Source organism: Agromyces terreus, from assembly GCF_009749465.1.
Classification (GTDB): Bacteria; Actinomycetota; Actinomycetes; order Actinomycetales; family Microbacteriaceae; genus Agromyces; species Agromyces terreus.
Genome location: NZ_WBIS01000001.1, coordinates 577,469 through 598,588 on the forward strand (window position 1 = coordinate 577,469; position 21,120 = coordinate 598,588).

A 21,120-nucleotide genomic window follows, 5' to 3' on the forward strand; every position below is an offset into this window, starting at 1 on the left:
ACGGGCCATGGCCACCGAGCACGACTACTTCGGCATCGTGGGCGACTACTGGTCGGAGGAGATCGAGTACGCCGACCAGCGGGTCGAGGTCGTGCTCGAGACCGAAGACGAAGAGGTGCCGCTCACCGCCCTCGACGGGGCCGCGGCCCTCGTCAGCGAGCTCGAGCTCGTCGACGACGAGCTCCGCAACGCCTTCGTGAGCCAGCTCGACTCGGGCAGCTCGCCGGTGGTGAAGTTCCTCAACGTGCTGCTCGACCCCGAGCTCGAGCTCGCCGAGGAGGTCGAGGACGCCATCGGCCGGGACTCGGGCGACCGGCAGATCGACGCGCTCCGCTCGATGTCGCTCGTGCGCGTCGACCTGCGACCGGAGCTCTACGGCGAGGGCGAGGGCTTCGCCGAGTTCGAGTACGGGCTGGCGCCCGAAGACACCGATGAGCGCCTCATCGCCGCCATCGACGTCGGCCGAGAGGTCGTCGACGTGCGCTTCGAGGGCTGACCGCCGAAATCGCTTTTCAGGAGCGGATGTCGCGACGCGCCGTCATCCGATCGACCGCGGAGGCGAATCGGCGGCGCGTCGCCATACCCCCTCCTGAAAAGCGCACCCCTCCGAGACCCGTAGAATCGAATCACCATGGCTACCTTCGGAAACCTGTCTGACCGCCTCGCCGAGACCTTCAAGAATCTCCGCACCAAGGGCAAGCTCTCTGCAGCCGACGTCGACGGCACCGTGCGCGAGATCCGCCGCGCGCTGCTCGACGCCGACGTCGCCCTCGACGTCGTCAAGCAGTTCACCTCGCACGTGCGCGAGCGCGCCCTCGGCGACGAGGTCAACAAGGCACTGAACCCGGCCCAGCAGGTCGTGCAGATCGTCAACGAAGAGCTCGTGAGCATCCTCGGCGGCCAGCAGCGCCGTCTGCAGTTCGCGAAGAACCCGCCGACGGTCATCATGCTCGCGGGCCTCCAGGGCGCCGGAAAGACCACGCTCGCGGGCAAGCTCGCGAAGTGGCTCGTGAAAGAGGGCCACACGCCGATGCTGGTCGCGAGCGACCTGCAGCGTCCGAACGCCGTGAACCAGCTCCAGGTGGTCGGCGGCCAGGCCGGCGTGCCCGTGTACGCGCCCGAGCCAGGCAACGGCGTCGGCGACCCGGTGAAGGTCGCGAAGGACGGCGTCGCCCAGGCCCAGCGCGCCCAGCACGACGTCGTCATCATCGACACGGCCGGACGCCTCGGCGTCGACGCCGAGATGATGAAGCAGGCCGCGAACATCCGCAAGGCGACGAACCCCGACGAGGTGCTCTTCGTCATCGACGCGATGATCGGCCAAGACGCGGTCACCACGGCCAAGGCCTTCCAGGACGGCGTCGACTTCACGGGCGTCGTGCTCTCCAAGCTCGACGGCGACGCGCGCGGCGGCGCGGCGCTCAGCGTGGCATCCGTCACCGGCCGCCCCATCATCTTCGCCTCCACGGGTGAGGGCCTCGACGACTTCGAGCCCTTCCACCCCGACCGCATGGCGAGCCGCATCCTCGACCTCGGCGACATCCTCACCCTCATCGAGCAGGCCCAGCAGGCGTTCGACGAAGAAGAGGCGATGAAGGTCGCCGAGAAGCTCGCGACCGAGCAGTTCACGCTCGAGGACTTCCTCGCCCAGATGCAGCAGCTGCGCGGCGCCGGGTCGATCAAGAAGATGCTCGGCATGCTGCCGGGCGCCGGCGGCATGAAGCAGCAGCTCGAGAACTTCGACGAGCGCGAGATCGTGCGCACCGAGGCGATCATCCAGTCGATGACCCCGGCCGAGCGCAAGAACACGAAGCTGCTCAACGGCTCGCGGCGGCTGCGCATCGCGAAGGGCGCCGGCATGACCGTCACCGACGTGAACCAGCTCGTGCAGCGCTTCGAGCAGGCCGCGAAGATGATGAAGACCGTCGCCCGCGGCGGCATGCCGCAGATCCCCGGCATGGGGCCCATCCCCGGCGGCGGCGGTCACGGCGGCGGCAAGCGCGCCTCGGCGAAGGGCAAGAAGAAGGCGTCGGGCTCGCGTTCGGGCAACCCCGCGAAGCGCGCGGCCGAGAACCAGGCGCTGACCGAAGGACGCCCCGTGGCGGGCGCCTCGGCGGCCGCGGGCGCCGGCTTCGGCCTCGGCGCCAAGGGCGGGTCGGCCACGCCCTCGGCCGAAGACCTCGCGAAGGTGCAGAAGCTGCTCGGTCGCTGATCTCGGCGCTCGCCGACGGCCGGCGCGGCGCACGCCGACCGGCGCCGCGGGAGGGCCGACGTCAGTCGCGCCGCACCGCGGCCCCGTCGAGCAGCGCGGAGAGCGCGGCGCCGCCCAGCACGTCGATGCGTCGATGCGCCGGGTCCGCACGCCGCCGGATGGGGCGTTGCGCGAGCGGTCGGTGCGCTGCGCCGAAGACGACGTTGCCGCGCCCCGCGTCGGCTAACACGGCGGGGGCCGCGAGCGCGACCACCTCGTCGAAGACGTCGCGGAGCGTCGCTCCCGTGGCGCGCACCGCGGCCAGGCCCGGCTCGGCGATCGCGTTCACGGCCATCACGCCGCCCGGGGAGAGCACGTCGGCGGTGAGCTCGAAGAATCCGAGGGTCGAGAGGTGCTCGGGGGTGCGGCTCCCCGAGAACAGGTCGACGATGACGAGGTCGTACTCGATGCCGTGCTGCGCGGCGCGCGCGAGGGCGGCGCGGGCGTCGTCGTACTCGAAGGTCGCGACGATCGACGGGTCGAGGGGGAGCGCGTCGAGCACGAATTCGACGAGCTCGCGATGCAGGTCGACGACGTGGTGCACGCCGTCGCGTCGCGTCGCGCCGAGGTAGCGTGCGATGGTCAGGGCGCCCGCCCCGAGGTGGAGCACCCGCACGGGTTGCGCCGGGTCGAGGCATCCGTCGGCGAGGGCCGCGACGCACCGTACGTATTCGAGTTGCAGGTCGAGCGGGTCGGCCGGGTTCACGTGCGACTGGGTGACGCCGTCGACGACGAGCGACACGCCGCCGTTCGCGCCTCGACCGGGGAGGAGTTCGGCGTGCAGCCCGACGGCGTCGAGGGTGAGCGTGCGGCCGTCGTCCATGCGCCAACTCTATGCGCGAGTCCGTTTGCTTACAGAGCTGTAAGCAAACGGGGATGCGACGCGATACAGTGATGCGGGCGGCAACGGATGCCGCGCATGACACGGGGAGCAGACATGGGCAACGGTTCGGCCGACTACCGCGATGCGGGGCTCGCGTTCGGCGAGGACTTCCTCTTCGGCTCGGCGACCGCCTCGTACCAGATCGAGGGCGCCGTGCACGACGACGGCCGCGGTCCGTCGATCTGGGACACCTTCAGCCACACGCCGGGCAAGGTCTGGAACGGCGACACCGGAGACCGCGCCTGCGACCACTACCACCGCCTCGACGAGGATCTCGACCTCATGCAGCGGCTCGGGCTCGAGGCCTACCGGTTCTCGATCGCCTGGCCGCGCATCCAGCCGACGGGCCGCGGCCCCGCGAACGAGGCTGGGCTCGCGTTCTACGAGCGGCTCGTCGACGGACTCATCGCCCGAGGCATCCGCCCCATCGCGACGCTCTACCACTGGGACCTTCCGCAGGCCCTCGAGGACGAGGGCGGCTGGGCCAATCGGGCCACCGCCGAGGCCTTCGCCGACTACGCGCGCATCATGGGCGAACGGCTCGGCGACCGGGTCGCCGTCTGGACCACCCTCAACGAGCCGTGGTGCTCGGCGTACCTCGGCTACGGCTCGGGGGCGCATGCGCCCGGGCTCATGGACGGCGCGAAGGCCCTCGCCGCGGTGCACCACCTGAACCTCGCGCACGGTCTCGCCGTCTCCGCGCTCCGCGAGGTCGTCACGAACGACCCCGGCTACTCGATCACGCTGAACCTGCACGTCATCCGCCCGTCGGGGCCGACGGGGCAGGAGGCCGCACGTCGCATCGACGGGCTCGCCAACCGGTTGTTCCTCGGGCCGCTCCTCGACGGCGAGTACCCCGCCGACGTCATCGTCGACACGGCCCACGTCACCGACTGGGCGTTCGTCAAGCCGGGCGACGCCGAGCTCATCCGTCAGCCGATCAGCCTCCTCGGCGTCAACTACTACTCGACCGTGACCGTGCGCATGTGGGACGGCGAGTCGCCCCGCGTCAACGCCGACGGACACAAGGACATGGGCGGCACGGCATGGCCCGGTTCGGAGTCGGTCGAGTTCCTCGAGCAGCCCGGTCCGTACACCGAGATGGGCTGGAACATCGACCCCTCGGGCCTCGAGGACCTGCTCGTCGCCCTGCACGAGGCGTACCCCGAGCTCCCGCTCATGGTCACCGAGAACGGCGCCGCGTTCGCCGACGAGCTCGTCGAGGGACCGGCCGGCCCCGCCGTGCACGACGTCGAGCGCACCGACTACCTGCGCCGGCACTTCGCCGCCGCGCACCGCGCGATCGAGCGCGGCGTCGACCTGCGCGGCTACCAGGTGTGGTCGCTCATGGACAACTTCGAATGGGGCTACGGCTACTCGAAGCGGTTCGGCATCGTGCGCGTCGACTACGACACGTTCGAGCGCACCCCGAAGGACAGCGCGCTCTGGTACGCGGAACTGATCCGCACCCGGCGCCTGCCCGACGCGCCGGTGCCCGAGATCGGTGCCGAGGGGTCCGGTACCGAGGCATCCGGCGCCGAGGCGTCCGGCGCCGACGCGTCCTCGTAGGGCGGCGTCCGCCCCGGAACCGCGAGGCCGCCGGTCAGTCGGATGCCGCGGCGGAGGCGTCGCCGCGGAGTTCGCGCGCGAGGTGCGCGACGACGGCCCTGAGGTCGCCGTCGTGCGCCGCGGCGACGTCGAGCTGGCGCTGCGAGCTGCCGCCGCGATCGAGGAGGTCGAGCACGAGCGCGAGCTCGTGCGCGCAGTCGAGCCGCTCGGCCACGGGCTCGAGCGTGGCGACGAGGTCGCGCAGGTCGTCGGCGACGAGGCGCTCGGTGCCCGCGGCATCCGTGATCACCTCGGCCGCGAGCCCGTAGCGGGCCGCCCGCCACTTGTTCTCCCGCGTGTACCAGGGCTGGAGCACGACGAGCTCCTCGCCGCGGTCGAGGCGCGTGCTCATCCATTCGACGAGGCACTGCACGAGGGCGCCGATGGCCGCGAGGTCGTCCGCGGTGGAGACGCCGTCGCAGACGCGCACCTCGATCGTGCCCCACTTCGGCGAGGGGCGGATGTCCCACCGGACCTCGGAGTGGTCCTCGATGACGCCCGTGCGCACGAGGTCGTCGACGTGGCGCTCGTAGGCCGCCCAGTCGGGTTGCCGGTAGGGCAGCCCGGCCGTGGGCAGCTGCTGGAACATGAGCGCGCGGTTCGAGGCGTACCCGGTGTCGACGCCCGCCCAGAACGGGCTCGAGGCCGAGAGGGCCTGCAGGTGGGGCAGGTAGGTGAGCAAGCCGTCGAGGATGGGCAGCGCCTTGTCGCGGTCCTCGATGCCGACGTGCACGTGCACGCCCCAGATCATCATGTTGCGCCCCCACCAGCGGGTGCGCTCGACGAGCTTGTGGTAGCGCGGCTTGTCGGTGAGGTGCTGGTCGTACCACTGGCTGAACGGGTGCGAGCCGCTGCAGATCAGCTCGTAGTCGCCGAGCTCGTCGACCACGGCGCGCACCTCGTCGAGCTGGCGCTGCAGGTCGGCCACGGCGTCGGCGACGCGCACGTGCACGTCGCTCACGAGCTCGACGGTGTTGGTCAGCATCTCCTCGGTGATGAACGGATGCCGCCCGCCCTCGCTGCGCTCGTGCAGCACCTCGAGCACGCGGTCGCCGACGGACGCGAGCTCGCCGGTCTCACGGTCGACGATCGCGATCTCCCACTCGAGGCCGACGGTGGACCGACGGGAACGAGCGAACTCGATCGGCATGCTTGGCCCCCTTCCGCGCGGTGCGTGCGCCACCGTCGGCCCATCATGACACGGCGACGGCGGGGTGGGGTTCGCAGCCGCGTGTCCGAGTGCGGCGGCCGGCCGCGCCGCCGGCATCCGTCGCCGTTCGACGGCGGGTCAGCGCAGGCTGAAGCCGGCCGCGAGCGGATCCGCGGGGTCGAGCTCGAACTCGCACGCGCCGACGCGGTAGGCGGCCCCGACGACCTCGGGCACCACCCCGGCGTCGGTGCGCTCCGCGATGCGGCCGTGGAACCGGGTGCCGATGATCGAATCGTGCGTGAGCACCTCGCCCTCGCCGAGCTCGCCCGAGTGGGCGAGCAGCGCCACCCGGGCGGCGGTGCCCGAGCCGCACGGGCTCCGGTCCACCTCGCCGTCGGCGAACACGGTGACGTTGCGCTGCCGTGGCCCGTCGAGCGTGCGTCCGAGGTCGTCGAAGAGGATCGTGCCGTAGACGCCCGAGAGGCGGTCGTCGGCGAGCTGCGCGGCCGGATGCCCGTTCAACGCCCACTTGATCTCGCGCCCGATGCGGATGAGCTCGGCGGTGTCGGCCGGCGTCACGGCGAGGCCGACGGACGACGCGGGGAGGGTCGCATAGACCGCGCCGCCGAAGACGAGGTCGACCTCGACCTCGCCGCGGCTCGTCGAGAGCGCGAGGCCGGTGGCGAGCACGCGGGACTCGACGTTGCGGAACACGACGCCCGTTGTACGGCCCCCGCTGCGCTGCACGCGCGCCTGCACCCGGCCGCTCGGCACGTCGATCGTGACGATCGCCTCGCCGTCGTCGGGTGCGGCGACGCGTCCGGTGCGCACCGCCCAGGCGCCGAGCGCCATCGTCCCGTGGCCGCACGCGGTCGAGAAGCCGTCCTTGTGCCAGAACAGCACGCCGAAGTCCGCGCCGTCGTCGTCGGGCGGGGTGATGAACCCGCCGTACATGTCGTCGTGCCCGCGGGGTTCGAGGCACAGGAACCGTCGTACCGCGTCGGCCGGTCCGGTCATGGCGGCGACGCGTCTGGCGGCGACCGTGGCGCCCTCGGTCGGCACGTCGAGCACCATGCGGAACGGTTCGCCCGCGGTGTGCCAATCCTCCGTCTTCCAGTGCATCAGTTGTTCTCCTCGATCGTGAGCGCGAGCTGTGCGATGGCGAGATCCTGCCAGCCCATGCCGCAGGTCTTGATGACGGTGGGCCGAGCGGATGCCCCGGCGCGGGCGGATGCCCCGGCGCGGGCGGATGCCCCACGGCGGCCGGTCGCGAACAGTTCGGCCATCGGGACGAGGGCGTCGGGGGAGAGATTGCCCTCGCCGATCGCGAGCACGACGTCGCCGGCTTCGGCGAGGGCCACGCGTTCGGATTCGACGATCACCTCGGCGCGTCCGAGGAGCGCACCCGGCAGCTCGCGGGCGTCGGGCTCGTGCGATCCCACGGCGACGAGGGTGCAGCGGTCGGGCACGAGCCCGGCCTCGAAGAGCGGCTCGCGCGCGGTGGTCGCGCACACCACGAGGTCGGCGTCCGCGACGTCGGAGACGCCGCCGACGGCCACGTCGAGGCCGGGTGCGGCGCAGCGCTCGGCGGCGAGGGCGGCCGCGTGGGGATCTCGGCCGACGAACCGCACGCGTTCGATCGGCCGGATGGCGCGCATGGCCTCCACATGGCGGCGACCCTGGGGGCCGGTTCCGAAGACGACGAGCGAGCTCGCGTCGCTCGGAGCGACGAGGTCTGCGATCGCGGCCGACACGGCGGGCGTCCGCAGCGCGGTCAGTTCGGTGCCGTCGAGCAGGGCCGTGGGCGCGAGGGTCTCCGCGTCGAGCACGACGTACACCGCCTGGATGCGCTCGAGGCCGCGAGCGGGGTTGGCGGGGGCGACGGTCGCGAGCTTCTGCCCGGCGTGGGCGCCGAGGTCGGAGGGCATGAGCAGGAGCTGGCCGTGCCGCACATCGACGACGGTGCGCGGCGGATCCTGCTCGGGGCGGAAGCCGTCGCGCAGCACGCGCTGCAGGTGGCGGATCGCGCTCTGCATGTCGACCCTGGCGGCGATGGCGGGTCCGTCGAGGAGGCGGATCGCGTCGAACATCGAGGTCATGCACACATCGTAGGCCCATCAGTGATATGTCACATACCGATATGCCCCGGCGACTGCGCTCGCTCCGTCGCTCCGGCCCCGACCCGTGGTCGGATCTAGGATCGACACCCGCCCGGGCGTGCGATTCGACGTTTCGCCGTGGAATCTGCAAGAATGGTCAGTCGAGTTCTGTTGCGCCCGACCCTCTATCCGGCGCGCAGATCCACTCAGAGCTTCCGCCGAGTGTGCACCCCACGCTCACGGCTGTCAGTTCGCCCACCTCATAACATTTCAGGAGAATTGTGGCTGTCAAGATCCGTCTCAAGCGCCTCGGCAAGATCCGTGCGCCGTACTACCGCATCGTCGTGGCCGACTCGCGCACCAAGCGCGACGGTCGCGTGATCGAGGAGATCGGCAAGTACCACCCCACCGAGACGCCCTCGTTCATCCAGGTCGACTCCGAGCGCGCGCAGTACTGGCTCTCCGTCGGCGCGCAGCCGACCGAGCAGGTCGCGGCGATCCTCAAGCTGACCGGCGACTGGGGCAAGTTCAAGGGCGACAAGGACGCGGTCTCGACCGTGCAGGTCGCCGAGCCCAAGGCCGCCTTCGTCGCCGACGAGAAGAAGAAGCCGGTGCTGAAGCCCAAGACCGAGAAGCCCGCGCCGAAGGCCGAAGAGGCCGAGGCCGCCGAGGCGTCGACGGACGAGGCGTAAGTCTTGCTCCAGTCCGCGCTCGAACACCTCGTCAAGGGGATCGTCGATCACCCTGACGACGTGAAGGTCGTCTCCGCGTCGAGCGCACGCGGCGAGGTCCTCGAGGTTCATGTGAACCCCGAGGACCTCGGTCGCGTGATCGGCCGTGCCGGCCGCACCGCGAAAGCGCTTCGCACGCTCGTCACCGCGCTCGCCGACGGCCGCCGCGTTCGCGTCGACGTCGTCGACACCGACGACTGACGTGTCCGACGCTCCCAGAACCCAGCTCAGGGTCGGTCGCCTCACGAAGGCGCACGGGCTCAAGGGTGCCATCAAGCTCGAGCTCTACACCGACGACCCCGAGCGCCGCTTCGTGCCGGGCGCCGAGTTCTCGCTGCAGGTGCCGACCTCGTCGCCGTGGCACGGCAAGCATCTCGTGCTCCGAGAACTCCGCTGGTACAACGCGATCCCCGTCGGATTCTTCGAGGGCGTCGACGACCGCACCGCCGCTGAGGGCCTGCTGAAGGCGATCCTCTGGGTCGAGAACGTCGACCAGGAGGAGGCCGAGCCCGACGCCTGGTACGACCACCAGCTCGTCGGCCTCGCGGTCGTCCGCGACGGCGAGAAGGTCGGCGAGGTCGTCCGCGTCGACCACTTCCCGGCTCAGGACCTGCTCATCGTGAAGGCGGCCGGCCGCGAGGTCATGGTGCCGTTCGTCTCGGCGATCGTGCCCGAGGTCGACGTGGCCGCCGGCATCGTGCGGGTCACCCCGCCCGCCGGGCTCTTCGAGGAACTCGCCGACGACGCATCCGCCGACACGACGGATGCCGCCGACGAGCCCGCCCCCGACGCGACCGACGGGTAGGCGCCCGGTGCGCATCGACATCGTCACGATCTTCCCCGAGTTCTTCTCGGTGCTCGACATCTCGCTCCTCGGCAAGGCCAGGCAGGCGGGCATCATCGAGGTCGCGACGCACGACCTGCGCACCCACACCCACGACCGTCATCGAACGGTCGACGACACCCCGTACGGCGGGGGCGCCGGCATGGTCATGAAGCCCGAGCCGTGGGGCGAGGCGATCGACTCGATCGTCGGGCCCGCGGCATCCGGAGCACTGCTCGTGGTGCCCTCGCCCGCCGGAGAGCCGTTCACGCAGGCCGTGGCTCGCGAACTCGCCGCCGAGGAGCACCTCGTCTTCGCTTGCGGACGATACGAGGGCATCGACCAACGTGTCGCCGACCACTATGCGACGCGCATGCGCGTGCGGCTCATCAGCCTCGGCGACTACGTGCTGAACGGCGGCGAGGTCGCCGTCATGGCCATGATCGAGGCCGCCGGGCGCCTCGTTCCCGGCGTCGTCGGCAACCCCGAGAGCCTCGTCGAGGAGTCCCACGAAGACGGCCTGCTCGAGTACCCGAGCTACACCAAGCCCGCGGTGTGGCGCGACCTCGAGGTGCCGCCAGTGCTCCTCTCCGGCAACCACGGCGCGGTCGCCGCGTGGCGGCGCGATCAGCAGATCGAACGCACGCGACGCGTTCGCCCCGAGCTCCTCGACGACGCGACGCTCCTCGACGACTGAGCCGCGCGGCCGCACGACGGCACGGCGCATCCCGGATTCGGGCGTCGCCCGTGAGGTCTTCTTCACCTTCCGGAAACAGGCGGGTGCCGACCCCGAAACACGCCGTGCATACCCTCGAAATCGGCGGCACAGGCCCGCCGGGAAGCGCGGGTTGCAGCATGGCCGGGTCGAACGGCATTGACCTTCCGACCGAGTTCGTCGCCGACGGCCCCGCCGTACGGCTCGTCGCGGTCACGCACGGCGAGCCCTCCGCGGCCAACCGGGCGGCTGTGGCACGCCTCGTGGAGCAGGTCGCGGAGGCCTCCGACGGACGCGAGGTCACGATCAGCTTCGTCGACGCGAGCACCGCGGATGTCGCATCCGCCGTCGCCGACGCGGCCGACGCCGAGAGCGTGATCGTGCCGCTCACACTGTCCGCCGGCTACCACGTGCGCACGGGGCTCTCGTTCGGGCTCGAGCGCATCGGCGCCGCGGCGCGGCTCGCCGGCGAGCTCGGTCCCGACGACCGCCTCGTCGGCATCCTCGCCGAGCGGCTCGCCGAGGCGGGCCTCGATCCTCGCGACCAGGTGCTGCTCGCGGCCGCGGGATCGAACGACCCGCGTGCCGTGCGAGAGTGCTTCGAGACCGCCCGGCGGCTGGGCCACCGTCTCGGCCGCGCCGTGACCGTCGGGTTCATCGCCGCCGCGATCCCGCGTCTGCCCGACGCCATCGAGATGATCCGCGAGGTGCATCCCGGCACGCGGATCGTGGTCGCGCCCTACCTGCTCGCCCCCGGGGCGTTCTACGACTCGGTGCTGGCGGCGGGTGCGGACGTCGTCGCGAGCCCGCTGATCGCCCACGGCGGATCCGCGCCGCGGGGGCTCGTCGACGTCGTGCTCGATCGGTACGAGGGCGTCGCCTCCGACCGGCTCCGCTTCGCCTGAGCCCGGACGGCACGCCTCGGGGCGCCCGTCGCCTCAGACCGTGAGCGTCGGCTCCCCGTCGGGGTCGCCGACGCGCGCGAGCACCTCGGCGATGCGTCCGCGGCATCCGCCGCACCCGGTGCCGGCGCGGGTGTCGCGACCCACGCACTCGACGGTCGTGTTGCCGCACGCCGCCGACTCCTCGATGCGCCCGACCGTGACGGCGTTGCACCAGCACACGGTCGTGGCCGGTGCGAACGCGTCAGCGTCGGCCGCGGGGTCGTAGTCGGGGCCGTCGAAGCGGAGCAGGATCGACCGGTCGGCGGGCAGTTCGCCGCCCCGTTCGAACAGCAGCGTGAGCTCGGCGGCGGTCCGCGGCATCCCGACGCTCGCGAAGCCCGTGAGCACGCCGTCCTCGGTGACCATCTTGACGTAGCGCAGATGCTCGGGGTCCGCCCACTGCGAGACGCGCCGCCTCGGGTGCAGTGCGTCGTCGTCGAACGGGTCTCCGCCGAGGTCGCCGACGGCGACGACGTCGATGTGCTCGGCCTTCAGCATGACGAGCGGCTCGCGTTCGACGGGCGGCGTCGCCGAGGTGGGTCGCTCGACGGCCTCGTCGAGGAAGGAACCGGCCAGCCACGCGGCCTGACGCCAACCGGGTGCGATGAGCCCGGAGGGCGCTCCGGGCAGGGTGCGTTGGCGCGCCAGTTCCTCGGTGCGCTCGACGACCTGCGCGCAGTCGCCGATCGCGAAGATCGCGGGGTCGGTCCACGAGGCCAAGCTCGGATGCACGACGACGCCAGACGCCGTGCGCAGGCCCGCGAGCACCGCGAGCTCGGTGCGCGGGCTGACGCCGCAGGAGAGCACGAGCAGGTCGCCCCGGATCTGCTTGCCGTCGGCGGTGACGAGCATGTCGAACCGGCGTTCGCCGTCCTCGCCCGTGCGGAAGGCGACCGCCTCGGCACGGCTGTGGGCGATGACCTGGATTCCCGTGCGGCGAAGCGCCGAACGGAGCACGTGCCCGCCGCCCCGGTCGAGGTTGCGGGGCATCGGGTGCGGCCCGTGGTGCACCACGCAGACCTGGGCGCCCGCGTGGGCGGCCGCGAGGGCGAGTTCGAGGCCGAGCACGCCGGCGCCGAGCACGATGATGCGCCTGCGCGCCCGAACCGCCTCGAGCACGCGCTCGGCGTCGGCGAGGTCGCGGAGCGCGGTGATGCCGGCGGGGAGGTCGTCGTCGCGGGCGACGAGCTGCGCACCGTACTTCTCGAGCGATGCGAGATCGCGGCGGTGGCGCTCGATGCCGTCGAGGGTGGGCACGTTCGCCCGTGCCCCGGTGGCGAGCACGAGACGGTCGTACGCCAGGGTCTCGCCCGTGCTGAGCGCGACCGTGCGCGCGGCGCGGTCGACGGCGGTCACGTCGACGCCGAGGAGCACCCGGGCGCCGGCCTCCTCCGCGGTCTCGCGGTCGCCGACGAACATGGCGTCGAGCTCGGTGTTGCCGACCGCGTACTCGGCCACGAGCACGCGGTTGTAGGCCTCGACGTCCTCTCCGGCGAGCACGGTCAGCGCGACGGCTCCGGTTCGCACGCCGGGGAGGATCTCCTCCACGAAGCGTGCTCCGACCGGTCCGTATCCGACGAGGACGACGTGCAACGGGCTCATGCGGGGACTCCGCTCTCTGCGACGGGCATGGCTGGGACGGATGCGAGCCGACGGATGCCGACCACGTTGGTCTTGAACTCCGGCATGGCCGAGATCGGGTCGACCTCATCGGAGGTGAGCAGGTTCGCGGTCTGCTCGTCGCCGTAGTGGAACGGCAGGAACACGGCATCGGGGCGGATGTCGGGGGTGAGCCGTGCTCGGCAGTGCACGATGCCCCGCACGTTCGAGACCTCGACCCGGTCGTCGTCCTCGATGCCGAGGCGGAGCCCGGTCGCCGGATGCAGCGAGGCGATCAGCTCGGGACGCGCGGCGAGCAGTTCGGGCACGCGACGGGTCTGCGCGCCGCTCTGGTAGTGCTCGAGGAGTCGGCCGGTGATGAGCGTGATCTCGTCGCCCGTCGCAACCGGGCGCGCCGATTCGCGCACCGCGACCGGGACGAGCCGGGCGAGCCCGTCAGCGTGTGCGAACCGGTCGACGAACAGGCGCGGCGTGCTCTCGCCGCCGCGCGGGAACGGCCAGTACGCGGCATCCCCCCGATCGAGCATCGCGTAGTCGATGCCGGAGTAGTCGGCGATGCCGCCCTCGGAGGCGAGACGCAACTCCTCGAACACGGCCTCGGGATCGGTGTCGAACGCGGCGGTGCTGCCGAGGCGTTCGGCGAGCTCGTGCAGGATCCAGAGTTCGTCGCGGACGCCGTCGGGCGGGGTCAGGGCTCGACGGCGACGGATGACGCGGCCCTCGAGCGAGGTCATCGTGCCCTCCTCCTCGGCCCACTGCGTGATCGGCAGGACGACGTCGGCGAGTGCGGCGGTCTCGGAGAGGAAGAAGTCGCACACCACGAGCAGGTCGAGCCGTTCGAGCCCGGCTCGCACGTCGAGCACGTTGGGGGAGCTGACGACGAGGTTCGACCCGTGCACCATGAGGGCGCGCACGCCGCCGGGGGCGCCGAGCAGCTTGAGCAGTTCGACGGCGGGCACGCCCGGGCCCGGGATGACGTCGGGAGACACGCCCCAGACGCGCGCGACATGCGCGCGGGCCTCTGGGTCGACGATCTTGCGGTAGCCGGGCAGCTGATCGCACTTCTGGCCGTGCTCGCGGCCGCCCTGCCCGTTGCCCTGCCCGGTGAGGGTGCCGTAGCCGCTGCCCGCGCGGCCGGGGAGCCCGAGCAGGAGCGCGAGGTTGATCGCCGCCGTCGCGGTGTCGGTTCCGTCGACGTGCTGCTCGACGCCGCGCCCGGTGAGGATGTACGTGTTCGCCCCCGACGCGAGTCGGCGTGCGAGCCGCTTCAGCGTCAGTGCGGCCACGCCGGTCACGGACTGCACGCGCTCGGGCCACCACGCCGCGACGCTGCGGCGAACGCGGTCGAAGCCGACCGTGCGGCTGCCGATGTAGTCGAGGTCGACGAGCCGCTCCGCGATGACGATGTGGATCAGGCCGAGCAGCAGCGGCAGGTCGGTGCCCGGCACGGGCTGCACGTGCAGGCCCCGGCCGTCGTCGGTGAGCCGCGCGGTCGCGGTGCGTCGAGGGTCGACCACGACGAGCCCGCCCGCGGCCTGGGCGCCCGCGAGATGCCCGATGAACGGCGGCATGGTCTCGGCGACGTTCGTGCCGAGCAGCAGCACGGTCTCGGCACCGTCGAGGTCTTCGAGCGGGAACGGCAGGCCCCGGTCGACGCCGAACGCGCGGTTGCCGGCTGCGGCCGCCGACGACATGCAGTACCGCCCGTTGTAGTCGATGCGGCTCGTGCCGAGCGCGAGGCGGGCGAACTTGCCGAGGAGGTAGGCCTTCTCGTTCGTGAGCCCGCCGCCGCCGAAGACGCCGACCGCGTCGGCCCCGTGCGCCGATCGGATGCCGCGCAGCGACGTCGCGACGAGGTCGAGGGCCTCGTCCCACGACGTCTCGTGCAGCGCGCCGTCGGCGCCCCGCACGAGCGGGGCGCCGAGGCGCGACGGGGCCGTGAGCAGTTCCGCCGACGTCCAGCCCTTCTTGCAGAGACCGCCCCGGTTCGTCGGGAAGTCGCGGCCGGCGACGGTCACCGGCGCGGCCGCGGCATCCGTCGTCGCGTCGGGACGACCGGCCGGCGCGCCCGTCGGCGTGAGGGTCATCGCGCACTGCAGCGCGCAGTACGGGCAGTGGGTGTCGGCGGATCGGGTCAAGCTGGTCTCGTTTCAGATCAGGTGGGCGCCGAGCTTGCCCGAGCGCACGTACACGGCCCAGGTGAGCACGAGCAGGAGCACGTAGGCGGCGATGAACCCGACGAACGCGGCGCCGTAGGTGCCGGTCGACTGGAAGGAGAGGTTGAGCGCCTGCGGGATCAGGAATCCGCCGTAGGCGCCGATGGCCGAGATGAGTCCGAGGGCGGCCGCGGACTTGCGCTGCGTCGACACGTCCCCGGTGCCGCCGCCGCGGAGGGCGAAGACGATCGGCACCATGCGGTAGGTCGACCCGTTGCCGATGCCGGCCGAGGCGAACAGCACGAGGAAGAGGCCGAGGAAGAGCCAGAAGTTGCCGAGCGGGAGGGTGAGGAGGACCGCGACCGTGACGACGGCCATCGACGCGAACGCGAGCATCGTGATGCGGGCGCCGCCGAACCGGTCCGAGAGCCGGCCGCCGTACGGTCGGGCGAGCGAGCCGACGAGCGCGCCCAGGAACGCGAGCGAGACCGAGGCGCCGCCGACGGCGATGCCCGAGAACTCCGGGAACTGGTCGGCGATGAGCTTCGGGAAGACGCTCGCGAACCCGATGAACGACCCGAACGTGCCGATGTAGAGCAACGAGAGCAGCCAGAGGTGGGGTTCTTTGAGCGCCGCCGCCGAACCCGAGAAGTCCGCCTTCGCGTTGGAGAGGTTGTTCATGTAGCGAGCCGCGCCGAGCATCGCCACGAGGATGAAGGGGATCCAGATCCAGCCCGCGACCGGCAGGTTCAGGGTGGCGCCCGCGCCGATGGTGATGACGATCGGGACGACGAACTGGGCCACGGATGCCCCGAGGTTGCCGCCTGCGGCGTTCAGGCCGAGCGCCCAGCCCTTCTCGCGCTGCGGGTAGAAGAACGTGATGTTCGACATCGAGCTGGCGAAGTTGCCGCCGCCGAAGCCGGCGAGGGCCGCGGCGCCGAGCAGCACGGGGAACGGGGTCTCGGGATTGCCGACGCAGAGCACCATGGCGATGGTCGGCGCGAGCAGCAGGCCCGCGGAGATGATCGTCCAGTTGCGGCCGCCGAACTTCGGCACGAGGAACGAGTACGGGATCCGCAGGGTCGCGCCGACGAGGCTCGGGATCGAGATCAGCCAGAAGATCTCGCCCGTGGTCAGGTCGAAGCCGGCCGCGGGCAGCGAGACGGCGACGATGCTCCAGAGCTGCCAGACGACGAACCCGAGGAACTCGGCGAAGATCGACCAGTTCAGGTTGCGGCGGGCGATCGCTCGCCCCTCGGACCGCCACTGCTCGTCGTTCTCGGCATCCCAGCCGTCGATCCAGCGCCCGGGGCGCATGGTGAGCGCGCTTGCGGTCGTCGGTGCTGCGGATGTCGCCGGGGGAGTGGTGCTCGCGGTCTGGGTCATCGGTGCCTCCGGGGTTCGATCACGGGTGGAGCCTTCGAGTCGAAGCTATTGAGGTCGTGTTTCTGCGGATCGGTCGAGTCGTAAACCCTGGGTCTCCACCTGCTCACCCGGCTCGCCGGCCGGTGTGAGGCGGTGGTCACACGTCGATGCGGTACCCCCGCTTGACGACGGTGGCGATGAGCCCGGGCACGGCGAGGGTCTGGCGGAGCCGGCTGAGGGCGACCTCGAGCGCGTGCTCGTCGCTCGTTCCCGGCAGGCCGGCCGCGAGCCGATCCCGGGCGACCACCGAACCGCGCGCCAGCACGAGCGCGCGCAGGATCATCAGCGCGACCGGGGCGAGCGAGACGCGGCGGTCCGCGACGTCGACGATCGATCCGCGCAGCGCGAGCGGGCCGTGCCTGGTCTCGAGCCGCACGACGCGGTGCGTCTCGAGGTGCTCGCACACGAGCCGGATGAGCGCGCCCATGCGGTACCGCTCGGGTTGGAGCGGCTCGATGCCGGCCTCGATGAGCGGCAGCGCCGTCACCGGGCCGACGGCCGCGGCGACGACGGGGCCGCACATCGCGTCGACCAGGTCGTCGTAGCGCCCCATCGACTCGGCGGCCCCGAAGAGCGCGTGCACGGCGGGGGCGCTCGTGAAGGTGATCGCGTCGAGGCCGCCGGTGCACGCCGACTCGATGAGGCGCTCGACCCGGTCGTCGGACTCGTCGACCTCGATCCAGCGGTACGGGGCGACGGTCAGCACCCGGTCGTGGGCCTCGCTCAGCCGTTCGAGCTGCGAGGGCTCGAGGAACCCGTGCAACTGCACGGCGATCGTGAGCCCCGCCGGGTAGTTCGCGAGCACCTCGTCGATGAGCGACTCGGTGGTCTCCTGCGCGCTCATGCCGGCGTCGTTGAGGCCCGCAGCCCGGATGCCGCCGCGTGCCTTCGGCCCGCGCACGAGGATCGCCGTGTCGGCGAGCGCGTCGACGAGGTCCTCGCCGAGCCCCGAGGCATCCGCGACCTCGAACCAGCGCCGGATGCCGTAGGCCGTCGTCGCGAGCAGCACGTCGGGCCGGGCGTCGATGATCGCGCGGGTGTCGGCGATGACGGGGTCGTCGCTGAGCGCGTTCGTCATGCGCAGCGTCGGCGCGTGGATCACGGTCGCCCCGCGACGGGCGAGGGCGTCGATGAGGTCGGCCGATCGCCGATCGCTCGTGACGCCGATGCGGAAGCCCGCGAGCTGGTCGGCCCGGAATCCGGGGGCGCATTCGAGGAGGTCCGTCATCCGGCCACCGCCGCGAAACCGGCCGCGCGGTCCATGAGCTCGCCGGCGCTCGCGTCGCCGTCGTGGGCGAGGCGCACGACCTCGCCGATGACGACGACGGCGGGGGAGGACACCCGGGCGCGGCCGGCCGTCGTCACGATGTCGGCGAGTTCGCCCACGGTGGTGCGCTGGCCGGCCGAGTACCCGCGTTCGATGATGGCCACCGGCATCCGTTCGGCCATGCCGGCGCGCGCGAGCCCCGCCGTGAGCGACGGGAGGGTGTTCACGCCCATGAGCACCACGATGGTGCCGCCGAGGCCGGCGAGGTGCTCGAGCTCGCTCTGGCTGAGCGGCGCGTGACCGGAGACGACCGTGAAGAGGTGGCTGATGCCGCGGTGGGTGAGGGGGATCCCGGCGGCGGCCGGCACCGAGATCGCGCTGGTCACCCCGGGCACCACCTCGACGGGCACGCCCGCCCGGTGGCAGGCCAGCACCTCCTCGCCGCCGCGGCCGAGCACGTAGGGGTCGCCGCCCTTCAGACGCACGACCCGCTCGCCGGCGAGGGCGTGCTCGACGAGCATCCGCTCGATCTCGTGCTGCGGGGTCGCGTGATGCCCGGGCGACTTGCCCACGTCGATGAGCTGCGCACCCGGCGCCAGCTCGTCGAGCCGGTCGTGCGGCGCGAGCCGGTCGTAGAGCACGACGTCGGCGTAGCGCAGCGCGCGCACCGCCGCGAGCGTCAGCAGGTCTTCACGACCCGGGCCTCCGCCGACCAGGGTCACGCTGCCGGTCATGCGTCCACCCCGCGCACTGGGATCGTCGACCCGGAGATCAGCACCGCTTCGCCGCGCTCGCGCTCCTCGGCAGTCGCCGGGCGCATCTGCCCGCGCTGGTCGGGCACTCTCGCGATCGACGGGTCCGGCACGTCCGGCGCGTTCACGAACGAGCGGAAGCGACGGAGCCGCTCGGGGTCCGCGAGCGTCGCGGCCCACTCGTCCTCGTACGATCCGACGTGCCGTTCGACGGCCTGCTCGAGCTCCTCGGCGAGGCCGAGCGAATCGTTCACGACGACGTCGCGCACGTGGTCGAGCCCGCCGTCGATGTCCTCGATCCACCGTGCGGTGCGCTGCAGCCGGTCGGCCGTCCGCACGTAGTACATGATGTAGCGGTCGATGTACTTCAGCAGGGTCTCGTCGTCGAGGTCGCTCGCCAGCAGTTGGGCGTGCGCGGGCTGGAAGCCGCCGTTGCCGCCGACGTACATGTTCCAACCCTGGTCGGTGGCGATGACGCCGACGTCCTTGCCGCGGGCCTCCGCGCACTCGCGAGCGCACCCCGAGACGCCGAACTTCAGCTTGTGCGGGGAGCGGAGGCCCCGGTAGCGGAGCTCGAGCTGCACGGCCATGGCGACCGAGTCCTGCACGCCGAAGCGGCACCAGGTCGAGCCGACGCAGCTCTTCACGTTGCGGAGGGCCTTGCCGTAGGCCTGCCCCGACTCGAACCCGGCGTCGACCAGGCGCTTCCAGATGTCGGGAAGCTGGTCGAGCCGTGCGCCGAACAGGTCGATGCGCTGTCCGCCCGTGATCTTCGTGTAGAGGCCGTAGTCCGTGGCCACCTGCGCGATGACCGCGAGCTTCTCGGGAGTGATCTCGCCGGCCGGGATGCGGGGGACCACCGAGTAGGTGCCGTCCTTCTGCATGTTCGCCATCGCCCGGTCGTTCGTGTCCTGCAGTCCGCCGCGGCCGCCGTCGAGGATGTACGAGCCGTGCTGCGTGGCGAGGATCGAGCCGACCACGGGCTTGCACACGTCGCAGCCGCGGCCGGTGCCGAGCCGTGCGACGATCTCGTCGAACGAGGTCAGCTCGAGCACGCGGATCGACTCGAAGAGCTCCTGGCGCGAGAGCTCGAAGTGCTCGCACAGGGCCCGCGAGGGCGTGATGCCGGCCTTGGTCAGCTCGGTCTCCATGAGCTTCTTCACGAGGGGGACGCACGAGCCGCACTGCGTGCCGGCGCGCGTGCAGGCCTTCAGCGCACCGAGCTCGGTGCAGCCCTCGACGTGCTCGTCGCCGTTCACCGCGTCGCGGATGGTGCCGGCCGCCACGTTGTTGCACGCGCACACGAGGGCGGATGCCGGGAGCTCGTCGCCCGCGGGAGCCTCCATGCCCGACGCCGAGAGGTAGGCCGCCGGTTCCGAGGAGAGCTGCATGCCGAGCATGGGCCGGAGCGACGCGTAGGGCGACGCGTCGCCGACGAAGATCCCGCCGAGCAGGGTCTTCGCGTCGTCGGTCATGACGAGCTTCTGGTACAGCCCGCGCGCCGGGTCCGCATAGACGATCTCGAGCGCCTGCTCGGTGCGCGCGAGGGCATCGCCGAAGCTCGCGACGTCGACGCCCGAGAGCTTGAGCTTCGTCGCGTCGTCCACGCTCGTGAACTCGGCGGCGCCGCCGAGCAGCCGGTCGGCGACCACCTCGGCCATCGCGTTCGCGGGCGCCACGAGCCCGGTGCAGCGTCCCTCGAAGCTGGCGACCTCGCCGATCGCCCAGACGTTCTCGAGCGAGGAGGCGCAGGACGTGTCGATCGCGACGCCGCCGCGGGGGCCGAGCTCGAGTCCGAGCTCGCGTGCGAGCTCGTCGCGCGGGCTGATGCCGATCGCGAAGATCACGAGGTCGGCGTCGATGACGCGCTCGTTGGTGAGTTCCACCGCGGTGACGGCGCCGTCCTGGACGCGGATCGCCGACGGGCGCGCGCCGAGATGCAGCCCGATGCCCTGGCCCGCGATGATGCGCCCGAGCGCGCGGCCCGCGCCCTCGTCGAGCTGCGCCGACATGAGCCATCCGCCCGAGTGGACGACGGCGACGTGCGCGCCGAGCTTCGCGAGCCCGCCCGCGGCCTCGAGTCCGAGCAGGCCGCCGCCCGCGACGACGACCCGCGCCGGCCGGCCGTGCCGCTCGGCGAGGTCGCGAGCCTCGGCGACGAGGTTGTCGACGTCTTCGACGGTGCGGTAGACCCGGGCGTTCGCCGAGCCGGGGAGGTCGGGCACCGGTGCGCTCGAGCCGGTCGCGAGCACCAGTTCGTCCCACTCGAGCGTGCTGCCGGCAGAGGTCGTGGCGGTGCGCCCTGCCGGGTCGATGCCGACGACGCGCTCGCCGGTGATGAGACGCACCCGGCCCTCGTCCCACATCGACGTCGGCTGCAGCGTGAGGTCGACGTCGCCGTCGGCCAGGCGGGTGCTCAGCGCGACGCGGTCGTACGGCCGGTGCGGCTCGTCGCCGACGACCGTGACGTGCACGGTGCGCTCGGCGTCGCGGGCGTGCAGGCTGTCGGCGAGGCGGTGGGCCGCTGGGCCACCGCCGACGATCAGGATCCTTCGGATGTCGTCGCGGGCGCGGTCGGTCTCGGTCATGGGTCCTCCGTGGCTCGATTGCTGCGAGCGTACGACCGGGCCGTTTCCGCCCTGTTACGCGGGGGTAACCGCACTTGTACCCGAGCGCACGTGCCGCACCAGGGGGTG

The 21,120-nt window shown here is 72.0% G+C and carries 18 protein-coding genes; 8 read left to right on the plus strand and 10 right to left on the minus strand.

Going from position 1 to position 21,120, the window contains the following annotated elements:
- Window positions 1-7 precede the first annotated feature (7 nt).
- Window positions 8-496, plus strand: coding sequence for a hypothetical protein (locus tag GQQ92_RS02585; RefSeq protein ID WP_156997653.1), 489 nt, complete (start codon window positions 8-10; stop codon window positions 494-496).
- Window positions 497-631: 135 nt separating this feature from the next.
- Window positions 632-2,212 (plus strand): signal recognition particle protein, encoded by a 1,581-nt coding sequence (gene ffh / locus GQQ92_RS02590; protein WP_156997654.1) that lies wholly within the window; start codon window positions 632-634, stop codon window positions 2,210-2,212.
- Window positions 2,213-2,273: 61 nt separating this feature from the next.
- Here ffh and GQQ92_RS02595 read toward each other — a convergent pair whose 3' ends face one another.
- Entirely contained in the window at window positions 2,274-3,074 is an 801-nt protein-coding gene (locus tag GQQ92_RS02595; protein WP_156997655.1) for a spermidine synthase, read from the minus strand.
- A 96-nt stretch (window positions 3,075-3,170) separates the two neighbouring features.
- On the opposite strand from GQQ92_RS02595, the gene GQQ92_RS02600 reads away from it, so the two are divergent.
- Window positions 3,171-4,703 carry a GH1 family beta-glucosidase gene (locus tag GQQ92_RS02600; protein WP_372493408.1) on the plus strand — a complete coding sequence of 511 codons (1,533 nt, stop codon included), beginning with the start codon at window positions 3,171-3,173 and terminating at the stop codon, window positions 4,701-4,703.
- Between the two features lie 34 nt (window positions 4,704-4,737).
- Here the strand turns inward: GQQ92_RS02600 and GQQ92_RS02605 are convergent, their stop codons facing one another.
- From GQQ92_RS02605 to GQQ92_RS02615, 3 genes are all read right to left on the minus strand, one after another.
- Complete coding sequence (locus GQQ92_RS02605) at window positions 4,738-5,892, minus strand: glutamate--cysteine ligase (RefSeq protein ID WP_156997657.1); 1,155 nt, start codon at window positions 5,890-5,892, stop codon at window positions 4,738-4,740.
- A 138-nt stretch (window positions 5,893-6,030) separates the two neighbouring features.
- Window positions 6,031-7,014, minus strand: a complete 984-nt coding sequence (locus tag GQQ92_RS02610; protein WP_156997658.1) for a proline racemase family protein — start codon at window positions 7,012-7,014, stop codon at window positions 6,031-6,033.
- The gene (locus tag GQQ92_RS02615; protein WP_232057444.1) at window positions 7,014-7,991 is read right to left on the minus strand and encodes an ornithine cyclodeaminase family protein; all 978 of its coding nucleotides are present in this window, start codon (window positions 7,989-7,991) and stop codon (window positions 7,014-7,016) included. Before GQQ92_RS02615 ends, GQQ92_RS02610 begins: the two co-directional genes overlap by 1 nt.
- A gap of 281 nt (window positions 7,992-8,272) precedes the next feature.
- Between GQQ92_RS02615 and rpsP the strand changes: the two genes are divergently transcribed.
- From rpsP to GQQ92_RS02640, 5 genes are all read left to right on the plus strand, one after another.
- Window positions 8,273-8,683 (plus strand): 30S ribosomal protein S16, encoded by a 411-nt coding sequence (gene rpsP, locus GQQ92_RS02620; RefSeq protein WP_156997659.1) that lies wholly within the window; start codon window positions 8,273-8,275, stop codon window positions 8,681-8,683.
- Between the two features lie 3 nt (window positions 8,684-8,686).
- Window positions 8,687-8,923: an RNA-binding protein gene (locus GQQ92_RS02625; RefSeq protein ID WP_056651189.1), complete on the plus strand. Its 237-nt coding sequence runs from the start codon at window positions 8,687-8,689 to the stop codon at window positions 8,921-8,923.
- Window position 8,924: 1 nt separating this feature from the next.
- The gene (rimM, locus tag GQQ92_RS02630; protein ID WP_156997660.1) at window positions 8,925-9,527 is read left to right on the plus strand and encodes a ribosome maturation factor RimM; all 603 of its coding nucleotides are present in this window, start codon (window positions 8,925-8,927) and stop codon (window positions 9,525-9,527) included.
- A 7-nt stretch (window positions 9,528-9,534) separates the two neighbouring features.
- Entirely contained in the window at window positions 9,535-10,242 is a 708-nt protein-coding gene (gene trmD, locus GQQ92_RS02635; protein WP_156997661.1) for a tRNA (guanosine(37)-N1)-methyltransferase TrmD, read from the plus strand.
- Window positions 10,243-10,400: 158 nt separating this feature from the next.
- Window positions 10,401-11,165 carry a sirohydrochlorin chelatase gene (locus tag GQQ92_RS02640; protein ID WP_156997662.1) on the plus strand — a complete coding sequence of 255 codons (765 nt, stop codon included), beginning with the start codon at window positions 10,401-10,403 and terminating at the stop codon, window positions 11,163-11,165.
- Between the two features lie 33 nt (window positions 11,166-11,198).
- Here GQQ92_RS02640 and GQQ92_RS02645 read toward each other — a convergent pair whose 3' ends face one another.
- From GQQ92_RS02645 to nirB, 6 genes are all read right to left on the minus strand, one after another.
- On the minus strand, window positions 11,199-12,806 hold the full coding sequence (locus tag GQQ92_RS02645; RefSeq protein ID WP_156997663.1) for an NAD(P)/FAD-dependent oxidoreductase: 1,608 nt from the start codon (window positions 12,804-12,806) through the stop codon (window positions 11,199-11,201).
- Entirely contained in the window at window positions 12,803-14,962 is a 2,160-nt protein-coding gene (locus GQQ92_RS02650; RefSeq protein ID WP_156997664.1) for a molybdopterin oxidoreductase family protein, read from the minus strand. Before GQQ92_RS02650 ends, GQQ92_RS02645 begins: the two co-directional genes overlap by 4 nt.
- A gap of 12 nt (window positions 14,963-14,974) precedes the next feature.
- The gene (locus GQQ92_RS02655) at window positions 14,975-16,366 is read right to left on the minus strand and encodes an MFS transporter (RefSeq protein ID WP_156997665.1); all 1,392 of its coding nucleotides are present in this window, start codon (window positions 16,364-16,366) and stop codon (window positions 14,975-14,977) included.
- 136 nt (window positions 16,367-16,502) lie between these two features.
- Window positions 16,503-17,633: a uroporphyrinogen-III synthase gene (locus GQQ92_RS02660; RefSeq protein WP_156997666.1), complete on the minus strand. Its 1,131-nt coding sequence runs from the start codon at window positions 17,631-17,633 to the stop codon at window positions 16,503-16,505.
- Window positions 17,630-18,406: a uroporphyrinogen-III C-methyltransferase gene (gene cobA / locus GQQ92_RS02665; RefSeq protein ID WP_156997667.1), complete on the minus strand. Its 777-nt coding sequence runs from the start codon at window positions 18,404-18,406 to the stop codon at window positions 17,630-17,632. Before cobA ends, GQQ92_RS02660 begins: the two co-directional genes overlap by 4 nt.
- A complete protein-coding gene (nirB, locus tag GQQ92_RS02670; RefSeq protein ID WP_156997668.1) occupies window positions 18,403-21,012 on the minus strand; it encodes a nitrite reductase large subunit NirB in 2,610 nt (869 codons plus the stop codon). The genes cobA and nirB overlap by 4 nt, the downstream gene beginning before the upstream one ends.
- Window positions 21,013-21,120: the final 108 nt, after the last annotated feature.